The 11061-nt window shown below is 69.7% G+C and carries 9 protein-coding genes and 2 pseudogenes; 7 read left to right on the top strand and 4 right to left on the bottom strand.

The genetic code is table 11. The features are described 5' to 3' along the window. The first annotated feature begins 4 nt into the window (after nt 1-4). The 6 genes and pseudogenes from lepA to IPN02_18785 all read left to right on the top strand — a co-directional run bounded on the left by lepA (nt 5) and on the right by IPN02_18785 (nt 5667). Nucleotides 5-1786: an elongation factor 4 gene (lepA, locus tag IPN02_18760; protein ID MBK9298829.1), complete on the top strand. Its 1782-nt coding sequence runs from the start codon at nt 5-7 to the stop codon at nt 1784-1786. A 156-nt stretch (nt 1787-1942) separates the two neighbouring features. Continuing rightward, entirely contained in the window at nt 1943-2977 is a 1035-nt protein-coding gene (hrcA, locus tag IPN02_18765) for a heat-inducible transcription repressor HrcA (GenBank protein ID MBK9298830.1), read from the top strand. A gap of 155 nt (nt 2978-3132) precedes the next feature. Continuing rightward, nucleotides 3133-4283 (top strand): annotated as a pseudogene (locus IPN02_18770) (J domain-containing protein). Continuing rightward, entirely contained in the window at nt 4270-4584 is a 315-nt protein-coding gene (locus tag IPN02_18775; GenBank protein ID MBK9298831.1) for a hypothetical protein, read from the top strand. Before IPN02_18770 ends, IPN02_18775 begins: the two are co-directional and overlap by 14 nt. 60 nt (nt 4585-4644) lie before the next feature. Beyond that, nucleotides 4645-5019, top strand: coding sequence for a 16S rRNA (uracil(1498)-N(3))-methyltransferase (locus IPN02_18780; GenBank protein ID MBK9298832.1), 375 nt, complete (start codon nt 4645-4647; stop codon nt 5017-5019). 139 nt (nt 5020-5158) lie between these two features. Further along, nucleotides 5159-5667, top strand: a pseudogene (locus IPN02_18785) (transcriptional regulator). A gap of 87 nt (nt 5668-5754) precedes the next feature. Here IPN02_18785 and IPN02_18790 read toward each other — a convergent pair. From IPN02_18790 to IPN02_18805, 4 genes are all read right to left on the bottom strand, one after another. Then, entirely contained in the window at nt 5755-6384 is a 630-nt protein-coding gene (locus tag IPN02_18790) for a hypothetical protein (protein ID MBK9298833.1), read from the bottom strand. Between the two features lie 772 nt (nt 6385-7156). Further along, a complete protein-coding gene (locus tag IPN02_18795; protein MBK9298834.1) occupies nt 7157-7384 on the bottom strand; it encodes a hypothetical protein in 228 nt (75 codons plus the stop codon). Between the two features lies 1 nt (nt 7385). Continuing rightward, complete coding sequence (locus IPN02_18800) at nt 7386-8063, bottom strand: hypothetical protein (protein MBK9298835.1); 678 nt, start codon at nt 8061-8063, stop codon at nt 7386-7388. Between the two features lie 14 nt (nt 8064-8077). Further along, entirely contained in the window at nt 8078-8449 is a 372-nt protein-coding gene (locus tag IPN02_18805; protein MBK9298836.1) for a hypothetical protein, read from the bottom strand. Nucleotides 8450-8723: 274 nt separating this feature from the next. Between IPN02_18805 and IPN02_18810 the strand changes: the two genes are divergently transcribed. After that, entirely contained in the window at nt 8724-8888 is a 165-nt protein-coding gene (locus IPN02_18810; GenBank protein ID MBK9298837.1) for a hypothetical protein, read from the top strand. Nucleotides 8889-11061 lie beyond the last annotated feature (2173 nt).

Consider the following 11061-nt stretch of genomic DNA (forward strand, 5'->3'; position numbering starts at 1 on the left):
GGCCGTGACAAACCTTGACCACATCCGCAACTTCTCGATCATCGCCCACATCGACCACGGGAAGTCGACGTTGGCCGACCGGCTGCTGGAGATCTCCGGCGCGGTCAATGCCCGGGACATGCGCGCCCAGTTTCTCGACTCGATGGACCTGGAGCGCGAGCGAGGCATCACGATCAAACTCCAGTCGGTGCAGGTCGACTGGGCCGGTCACAAGCTGCACCTGATCGACACGCCCGGTCACGTCGACTTCGGCTACGAGGTCAGCCGGAGCCTGGCCGCCTGCGAGGGCGTGGTGCTGGTGGTCGACGCCAGCCAGGGTATCGAGGCCCAGACCCTGGCCAACTGCTACCTGGCCCTCGAGAACGACCTCGAGATCGTCGCATGCCTGAACAAGATCGACCTGCCTGCGGCCGAACCGGAACGGGTTGCTGCCGAGATCGAAAAGGTGCTCGGCATCCCGGCCGAGGAGGTGCTGCACCTCTCGGCCAAAACCGGCGAGGGGGTCGGTGCGCTGCTCGACGCGGTCATCGAGCGCATCCCACCCCCGGTCGGCGACGCCGGCGCCGAGCTGCAGGCCCTGATCTTCGACTCGCACTTCGACCAATACCGCGGCGTGGTGTCGTCGGTGCGGGTGATGAACGGCGTGATGAAGACCAACCAGAAGCTGTCGTTCCTCCAGGCGAGCAGCACCCACGCTGCCGAGGAGATCGGTGTCCGCCGCCCGGTCAACACGCCGGTGAAGCAGCTGGGCCCGGGCGAGGTGGGCTACCTGATCGCCGGCATCAAGGACGTGGGCGAGGCCCGCTCCGGTGAGACGGTGACCGACTCGGCCAAGCCTGGTGACCCGCTGGCGGGATATGCCGAACCCAAGCCGATGGTGTTCTGCGGCTTGTACCCGGTGGAGGGCGACGCCTTCGAGGAGCTGCGCGAGAGCCTGGAAAAGCTGCGGCTGAACGACAGCTCGTTCACCTACGAGCCCGAGACCTCCGGCGCACTGGGCTTCGGCTTCCGCTGCGGCTTCCTCGGCCTGTTGCACATGGAGATCGTGCGGGAGCGCCTCGAGCGCGAGTTCGACCTGTCGCTGATCGCCACCGCCCCGTCGGTGGAATACGAGGTGGAGACGACCGCGGGCGAGATGCTGTCGGTGCACAACCCGTCCAGCCTGCCGCCACCGACCGAGATCGAACAGATCAGCGAACCACAGCTGCGCATGACGATCCTCTCCCCGGCGGAGTACGTCGGCACGATCATGGAGCTGTGCCTCAGCCGTCGCGGCGAGCAGCTGGGCATGGAGTACCTGTCGCCCGAGCGCGTGGAGTTCACCTACCGCCTGCCGCTGGCCGAGGTGGTGATCGACTTCTTCGACGCCTTGAAGAGCCGCACCCAGGGCTACGCCAGCCTGGACTACGACACCGACGGCTACCTGCCCGCCGAGCTGGTGCGGGTGGACATCATGTTGAGCGGCGAGACCGTCGACGCCTTCAGCGCCATCGTGCACAAGGAACGGTCCTATGAGTACGGGCGGCGCACGGCCGAAAAGCTGAAGGAGCTGATCCCGCGCCAGCAGTTTGACGTGCCGATCCAGGCGGCCATCGGCGGGCAGATCATCGCCCGGGAGACGGTCAAAGCGTTCCGCAAGGACGTGACCGAGAAGCTCTACGGCGGCGACATCACCCGCAAGCGCAAGCTGCTCGAGAAGCAGAAGGCCGGCAAGAAGCGCATGAAGTCGATCGGCAAGGTGGACATCCCACCCGACACCTTCATTAAGGCCCTTCGCCTGGACTGAGGGCACCTCGACTCATGTCGAGCGGGTCCCACCGGTAGAATCAGGCGGCTATGGCATCGGTGACCACCTCCCCAGCGTCTTTGACGCCCGTCGCCCCAGCGGTGCGCCCGCTGGGCGCGTCCCGGCGCCACGGCGCTGCGACGAGGGGAGAAACCGATGCTCGATGACCGCAAGTCGGCCGTGCTGCGGGCCGTCGTCCAGAGCTATATCGAGACCGCCCTCCCGGTGGGCTCGGGGAACGTCGCCGGCGCCCCCGGGGTTGAGGTCAGCCCCGCCACGGTGCGCAACGACATGACCTTCCTCGAACACGAGGGCTACCTCACTCAGCCACACACGTCGGCCGGACGGATCCCGACCGAGAAGGGCTACCGGTTCTTCGTCGACCAGTTGGGAGTACCGACCGAGTTGGACGAGCCCAAGGCGCAGCAGGTTGGACAGTTCTTTGCCCATGCCCACGGCGAGCTCGAGGGGCTCTTCCAGGAGGCGTCCACCCACCTGGCCCGCCTGACCTCCACGACGGCCCTGACGGTCGGCGAGCGGGGAAGCAGCGAGACGATCCGTTCGGTGCAGTTGGTGTCGTTATCGGACCGGCTGGTGGTGGCGGTCGCCGTGCTGAGCAACGGCATGCTGGCCAAGCGCACCGTCGACCTGGCCGACGACCTTGACGACGCCCAACTGGCGGTGGCCACCTCGGTGCTGTCCGCCCGGCTGGAAGGTTGTTCGGTGGACGACGTCGTTGCCGGCACCATCCCATCGGTTGCCGAGGTGGCACCCCGCGTGGCGCCCGACTCCCCGGCGGTCGCCCTCGTCGGCGAGGTGATTGTCGGCCTGTCGGCCTCCTGGGCCGAGGACCACACCGAGCTGTACGTCGACGGCGCCTCCAACATGGCCCGCAGCTTCGAGGAGGTCGAAACCCTGCATCGGGTGTTGGCCCTGCTCGAACAGCAGGTGGTGGTCGTCGGCCTGCTGCGCGAGCTGATCGAACGGGGACTGTCGGTGGCGATCGGCTCGGAGACCGGGCTGTCGCCGCTGAGCGAATGCTCCCTGGTCGTGGCTCCGGTGATGGTGGGTTCGGGCCGGGCCGCCACCCTGGCGGTGCTGGGACCCACCCGGATGAACTATTCCGACACGCTCTCGGCGGTCGACACGGTCAGCCGACAACTGACGAGGGCGCTCAGCGAAGGCGAGTAGCCCGCACGGTCGGCATTGCCGACCGAACACCACCTCGTCGGCCCGAGGCCGATCGATGACCAACCAACGAAGACCCCGACCGCCATGCACCCCGTGAGATCAACGCATCGGTGGCGAGCAATGCACCCCCCAACCGGACAGTACAAGGAGTAACGATGGCTCAGATCACCGAGGATCCCTACGAGGTCCTGGGCGTTCATCGCGAGGCCACCCACATCGAGATCAAGGCCGCGTATCGCAAAGCGGCCCGCGACAGCCACCCCGACGCCAACCCGGATGACCCTCACGCCGAGGCTCGCTTCAAGTCGGTGGCCGTCGCCTACGAGATTCTCTCCGATGGGGAGAAGCGCGAGAACTACGACCGCTTCGGATCGGTCGATGGCGGCGCCGGGATGGCCGACGGCATGGGTGGCCTCTCCGACCTGTTCGACGCCTTCTTCGGCGGAGGTGGCGGGTCGGGCTTCGGCGCCGGGTTTGGCGGCGGCGCAACCCGAGGCCGAACCGGGCCGCAACGAGGTCCCGATCTTGAAACCAACCTTCGGATCCCCTTCGACCAGGCGGTGTTTGGCGGTGCCCACGACGTGACCGTGCGGACCGCAGTCGCCTGCGAGACCTGTGAAGCCACCGGCGCCGCGCCGGGCACCGGCCCGAAAACCTGCGAGACCTGCGGAGGTCAGGGACAGGTGCAGTCGGTGCGCCGCTCGATCCTCGGCCAAATGGTGACCGCATCGCCGTGCCCCACCTGCCAGGGGAGCGGCGAGTTGATTCCCAGCCCCTGCAGCAAGTGCGACGGAGACGGACGGATCGTCGAGGAGGCCACCCTCACCGTCGAGGTGCCCGCCGGGGTGGACGACGGCTCGACGCTGCGGCTGACCGGTCGCGAGCGGTCGGGGCCCGGGGCGGTCCTGCCGGTGACCTGTACGTCCACCTGAACGTGTCGGGCCACTCCGAAGTGGTACGCGACGGTACGACGCTGCACATCGAGGTCCCGGTGAGCGTCGCCCAGGCCACGCTGGGGACTCAGTTGGAGGTCGACACGCTTGACGGTGCCCACGAGCTCACCGTGCCCGCCGGAACCCAGTCGGGCTGGGAGCACCGTTTCCGCGGGCTGGGGGTGCCGCGGCTCGACGGCCGCGGGCGGGACCGGGGCCGGGGCGACCTGATCGCCCGCGTGTCGGTGCACACCCCAACCGATCTTTCCAACGAGCAGGAGGAGCTGCTGCGCCGCTTCGCCGAGTTGCGGGAGGAGGCGGTCACCCCGCCCAAGACCGGTCTGGGCAAAAAGATCCGCAGTGCCTTCAAATGATGGCGGGCCGCCCCACGACCTGGTGGCCCACGCCCTGGTTGACTCGGTCGAGCACCCGGTTCCGTCCGAGGAGCTGACGCGTCACCTGTGGTCGGCCCGCCGGCTTCGTCCGGGTACCGCCATCAGCGTTACCGACGGGGCCGGATCGTGGCGGCTGGTGCGTGTCGGCCCGGTCGGTGAGTTGGACCCCGACGGGGACGTCCGCTCGGTGCCCGCCCCCGACCCGGTGGCCATCGCCTTTGCCCCGGTCAGGGGAGCGCCCCGAGTGGTGTGTGCAGAAGCTGACCGAGGTGGGGGTTGACCGCATCGTCGTGCTTCAGACCGATCGGTCGGTGGTGCGCTGGTCGGGATCCAAGGCGTCATCGCATCTGGCCAAGCTTGGGCGCGTCGCAGCGGCTGCGCTGGAGCAGTGCCGCAGGGCGTGGTTGCCGACCATCGTCGGCCCGATCACCGTCGACGAGCTCGTCGCCGGGCAGCCGACATCCGGCCCCTCGGAGGTCTCGCTCGTGTCCTGGGTGCGCGCCGATGGCACCGGACGGACGCCCACGGCCGTCGATCGCCCTGCTGGATCGGCCCCGAAGGCGGGTTTTCCGAGCGGGAGCGGGCGCTGGTACCCGACCAGGTCGCCCTTGGGCCCCACGTGATGCGGGCCGAGACGGCCGCCATGGTGGCGGGGGCTCGAGCGGTCGCGCTCCGTGAGAAAAAAGATCACCACGGCCACGGAGCGGGCATGTAGGATTTTACCTGCACAGATTCCGTGGCGGGTGAGGGACCGCAGCCGGGTGAGGGGAGCCGATGGGGCGGATCGCCCAGATACTCGGCGCACTCGACTGCACCGATCCGGCGGGATCACCATCTTCGAAAGGGAGACCTAGATGGGGACCAGCTTCGTGGACGAGGACGAGGAAGCCCGCAGCCAGTACGGCCGTGCGGTGGGAGAGCGTCTTCGGCTCATCCGCCGCCAGAAGCGGCTCTCGCTGCAAGAGGTCGAGGCCGACTCGGATCAGGAGTTCAAGGCCTCGGTGCTCGGCGCCTACGAGCGGGGCGAGCGGGCCATCTCGGTCCCCCGCTTGCAACGGCTCGCCCGGTTCTGCAAGGTTCCGGTCGATCAGCTGCTGCCCGAGGACGGCGACAGCGAGATCTCACGCACCGAACACGCCGAGGCCGGAGCCAAGATCGATCTCACCCGCCTCGAGGGGTCGATGGCCCCGCAGCCGAAATGCTGAACCGCTATCTGCGCATGATCCAGGTGCAGCGCCAGGACTTCAACGGCCGCATGCTGACCATCCGGCGAGACGACATGCGAGCGATCGCCTGCATCCTCGACGTGAGTGAGGAGCACGCCCCTCAGCGGCTCAGCGAGATGGGTCTTCGCCTCGACTGACGGGTGCCGGCTGCACCCGACGGTCCGGTTCAGAGCGTCCAGCGGCGTTCATCGGTGGTGAGTTTGGCGAGGCGCTCGACGTCGACGTCAACCCCGAGCCCTGCGACACCCTCGACACCGACCGTCGGCACCCGCCCCTCCCGATCGATGGCAACCGGTGGAGGTGACATCTTCGGTGAAGTACCGGTCGTCGCCGCCGATGTCGCCCACCCGGTTGGCTGCGGCTAGCCCGGCCAGCGCACGATCGGCGGCCCGGCCGATACCGGAGGACAACATGCCCCCGATGTAGGCGTCCAGGCCTTCGTCGTGGCACCAATCGAGCAACCGCCTCGCCGGGGTCGGTCCGCCGAGACGGGCGGCCTTGACGCACATGATCGGCCGCAGGCCCAGGGCCAGCGCAGTCTCGACAACGCCGAGCGAGGTCACCGATTCGTCCAGACAGATCGGCGTGTCGAGGCGTTGCGCCAGCTGGGCGTGACCGACCAGGTCGTCGGTCGGAAGGGTTGTTCCAGCCAGGCCAGCCCGAGGCGGTCCAGGGCGATCAGGGCGTCGAGGTGGTCGGGTCGTCGCTGCGATAGGGACGCGTTGGCGTCGGCGGCCACCTCGACATCGCCATCGCCGCTCGACCTCAGCGCATCGCTGACGGCGCCAAGTGGGACCAGGTCGAGGCCCGGTTGGATCTTGATCTTCAGACGCCGGTATCCCGCCTGGGCCAATGCGACCGCACGCTCGGCCAGGTCGGCGTTGGCAGCATCACCGCTACCAACGGGGTTGCGGCTGTTGCTGTTGTCGTTGCCACCGGCGGAGGTGTCACCCTGATACCCCGTGGTCGAGCGTTCACGGCTTGGGCGTTGCTGACCGGTTCGAAGGCTGAGTGCCGCGCCGGCCGGCAGGGTGTCGGCTGCTGGGCCCCAGCGTTGCGCCAGCGTCTCGTTCCTCCTCCGGGCCGCCAGGTCCTCGGCCGCCAATGCCAGCGCCGAGCGGGCCATCGGGTGCCCTGGCACGGCCGACATCGCTCCTTCGACCGCGTCGGGGGTGAGCAATCCGCCGGCGATGACCGCCGGGATCAGCACGTCGCACAACATGGCCCAAGCGCCGGCGGTGTACTCATAGAAATAGCCCGGGTCGGGCAGCGCCGGGCATTCGCCCCAACCGGACGGGGCGTTCGCACCGGAGGGACCGACGTCGGCGCGGAACTCGACGATCAGCGTCGGACGGTCGGCAACCGTGCCGTGCGCGGCCCGATGGGCCTCGGCCAGGGTCAGCTCCACCCGTCTCAGGATGATCTCGGCGCTCACCGGCCCAGCCTGCCACGCCGGCATCGGCCCAGACCCGACCCCACGCGGGCGAACTGGGGAGCTGAGGTGACCGTCAGGGCGCTCTGGGCTCCCGAGTTGATGCGTGAGCGAACTGGGGAGCTGAGGGGTCCGTCAGGGCGCGTTCTGGGCTCCCGGGTTGGCGATGCTGGGCGGAACGAGCCGGTTGGTGGTCAAGCTGGGCGCACGGAAGAGGGCGGCGGAGATGTGGTCATGTGGTGCGGGGAGTTCGGGCAGTCGAGGACCTGCCCGGGCGGGACGATGTCGGGTTCGTCCGGTTCGGGGAGCTGCTCGACGTTGTGGGCCACGCACCGATACCAGTAGATCTCGGCCTCCTGTTCCGAGGACGGGCGACCGAGCTGGGCGTCGAGGTGGGCGCGGGCCTGGTCGAACCAATGCACGTCACCCCTGGTCACGATCGTGGGGCCGGGACGCCTGGTCGCCCGAGGGAGCCTGACCGATCGTGGCAACCCCAGGGGCAGGGTCGCCGTCGGCTGTTGCGTCGATGCGACCGTCGACCGGCAACCCGGGTGCCGGCGTCGTGCCGGCTGTCGGCGACCCGCCAGCGCCCGGTCGAGGCTGCGGTCCGTCCGGCAGCGGGTTCAGCCCGAGTACCCGGGTGGACGGTGCGGTCGGGCTGGTCGGATCGTCGGCCGGGCCGGCGATGCTGCTGGGAACTCCTATCGGTGGTTGGTTCTGCGCCCCCGCCACCGTGGCGGGTAGCGCGACCAGCATGGGGGAGAGGCTGAGCGTGACCGCCATCCGGAGGGGAGCGGGAAGCAGCCGGGCGTAGACCCCGACACGATCGTGGCGGCCTCTCCAGGCGGCAAGCCAGGACGCGACGATCAAGCCGAGCCACCACAGCGCCAACGCGACCGCAGCGAAGCGCACCACCGCCACGGCCAGCACGGCGGCGTCGCCGGAGTAGAGGAGGTCGAGGTCGGCTCGAGTGCGGGGCAGCGCTCCAGCGCTGGGACCCCCAACCACGGCGGTGGCGGTCGCAGCGGCCGCAACCGCTGCGGTGCTGAGCAGCGCGATCGCCAACCGACCGGGTGTGCCGAGCGGCTTTGGGTGCCTCACCGTCCGGGTGCTGCTCATGGTCCGCCCCCGGTGGTCGGGGCCGCTTTGACCGTCGCCGGCGAACCGGGGTCCGACTCCGAACCGGCGCCAGGCCCCGTCGCGCTGGGGAGCAGTGGGGTCGGTGCCCCGTCGGCGTCGCTCGCCCTCAAGCCATCGAGCCCGACGCCGGAGGAAGTCGCGAACAACCGTGTGGCCCCGGGGGCGGTGGCTACCGATCGGACCCGGACCGCATCGGAGGCGTTGACAGGGAAGTGCCGGACGAGGAACACCTCGCCGTCGTTGCGCAGTGCGGCCAGCTCGCTCCAGCCATCGCCGTCCAAGTCGACCAGGCGACCGTCGGCTATGTCGTCGCCCAGGCTCCATCGGGCGGTGCCGACGGTCAGCACCGATGAGTGGTATCCGGCGGAGCGCCCGCACCCGCTGCCGTCGGGGTCGGCGCGGCGGCGGCACCGCCGGTTGCGAGCATCGGGCAGGCGCGGCCGATCCGGTCGAGCGACCAAGGCGGTCCCGGGCCCGGCCCGGGCGACGAGATCCCGGCGCCGCCGAGCACGGTGAGCCCGGAGCGCCTGCCAGACCGAGACGGACCGGCGACCGGGGGGACAGCCGGCGGGTGAGCTCTCCCAACCGTCGCCGGACGGAGGAGTCGCTCCCGGGTGTGCGGTGCTCACTCGCCCCGACGTCGGTGGATCGCTGCGCTGCTTCGACCAGATCGTCGAGGCCGGTGGCCAGCGCATCGAGGTCGTCGAGGTCTCCCGACCTGAGATCCACTGCTACGGCCGCCAGGGCGGACCTGAGCGCGGGTGCGAAGGTGGCGCCCCAGGGTGAGGAGCGTTGATGCCATGATCGTCGCCAGCGCCTCGCGGTCCGCCGCTCGCTCGGCCGGTCCTGCCGGGCAGACCGCAGAGCCGAGTGAGCACAGCGTGACGTCGATGCCGCCGCCCGAGCGGGATGTGCTCGGGCCGGTGGTGGCGCGACGACGCCAGATGGCGTGCTCGGGCTCGAGCGACAGGTGAACCCAACCGCGTCGATGGAGCCCGGCGAGCACCCTGGCCAGTGCAGCCAACGCGGCCAGGCGGTCGGCGACGGCGAGCGGCGGTGAGGCGAGCGTATGGGCGCCGGCGTCAATGGTCTCGAGCCACGTCACCGGATGCTCTCCGAAACCGACGAGCGCCCACGCGATGCGGTCGCGTCGCTCGCAGCGGCCCAAGACGTCGATCTCTCGGCGGACGGCCAGCGTGTCGGGTCAACGAACCCGAACCGGTTGGGTCGTGGAGCGTTTCGGCCGCCGAGGCTCGCTTTTTGCACGAGCCGGGTGACCGAGCCAACGTCGGACCACGACGATCAACCCAACCGGGCAGTGGCTTGGGCGGATCCTGTAGGTGGGGGACACCGGGCAGACCCCGCCCAAAGAGCCTCCGACCGTTGCCCGCTGCGGACGCTGACTTGAGTGCCATCCGGCGAGACCGCCACATCAACCCACCGGCGCTCGAGCCGGGGACGTCGAGTGAGGCCAGGTGCATCCTGGCCAGCTCCGTGGCCTGTCCGGGTTGGTCCGCACCAGCCCGCCCGAACGGAGCGCCGCGATCGAGCATGCCTGCGGCGTCGTCGGCGGCACGCTCGGTGACCTGAACCAGCCGCCGCTGGGCCAGGTGCGCCGCCGACAGGTCGACTGCGACAGCGCCGAGGAGGACGACGACGAGCACGCCCGGCCGGGACCAACATCAGCGACGACCCCGATCGGTCCGCCGCACTCGGCGACGGGCGCACCTCGACGCTGTGTCCTCACCCGGCGCATGCCACACCCCCGCTTCGCCAGGCAGGACCGCGGTCCACGTCTTCCTCGCCACGGGTCGATCACCTCGGCGCCGTCGGCGGTGACCGTGCGCCATCCGAGGTTGGCCAATCCGGGCACCCGCACCAGCGGAGCGCGCAGGCGAAGGCTGACGTGGGCCAGCCCGGCAAGGGCCGAAGGCAGCCGCATCGGGCCGTGTGATCGAGATTGCCGCATCGGAGCGCCCGGAGTGCGACAAGCGGAGGCTCGCGCCGCTGCACGGCCTCTGCCGAACTGGGCAGCGGCGCTGTCGGCCCGTACACCTGGAGGTGAGCCCTGCACTGCAGCGTCCGTATCGGTGCGGGCAGCGATGACCGACCAGACATTGACGATCATGAGCGTGCCCACTGGTGGGCAAATACGAGCACCCCGGCCAGCAGCTCCACCTGAGCCGCCGACGACGTGCCCCCGGTCAGCCCAACGCCTGCGCTCTCACGATGGCTCCCGCCGGACGACGACGTCGGCGGCGGACGCGCCGCCGAGGTGCGGGTCGCTGGTGCCGACGACTGTGGCCGGCCGGGCTCGCACCCGAGGATGACCGAGCGCCCGGTCGGGTCCCCGACGAACTGCAACTCTCGACGTGCGCTCGCGTGGCCACCCAGGCGGGCACGTTTCAGGCCAGGCTTTCGGCTTGACCTCACTAACGTCGGCGTACCGAGGGTCGGAGGCCGCACGCCGGGTGGTGTCCCACGCCACGTGGTCGACCAACGAAGGTTGCGACCCACAGGTTCACCAGCACGCGGGTGGCCAAGAGCAGGAAGGCGAGAATACCGTCACCCCCAGGGCGGCCGACAGCGTGCCGGAGCTGCTTCCGCCGCCGGGTTGAGCATCAGTTTCCGATCTGTTCGATCGTCTGGTTTGCCTTGGTGGTCGCCGAGCTGAACATCACCCGAAACCCGACCCATGAGCAGGTTGAGGAAGGCGATCACCAGCACGGCGATCGCAGTCGAGATGACGCCCTCGGCCAGGTTTCCGCCTCGAGGGTTGCGACGGCGCCGAGCTGCCTGCCTCGATGTCTGGTTTGCCGGGTGAAGCGTTCGGTCCCCCAAATGCGTGGGTGGGGGCGACGGTCGGGGCGTCGGGTGGTGAGGTCGCCAACGTCAGTGCCGACGTCATTCAGGCCGTCGATGATCCGATCGGACGAGCCTGTGGCTGTCGTCGACGGGC

Origin of the sequence: Candidatus Microthrix subdominans (genome assembly GCA_016719385.1) — a bacterium.
Lineage (GTDB): Bacteria > Actinomycetota > Acidimicrobiia > Acidimicrobiales > Microtrichaceae > Microthrix > Microthrix subdominans.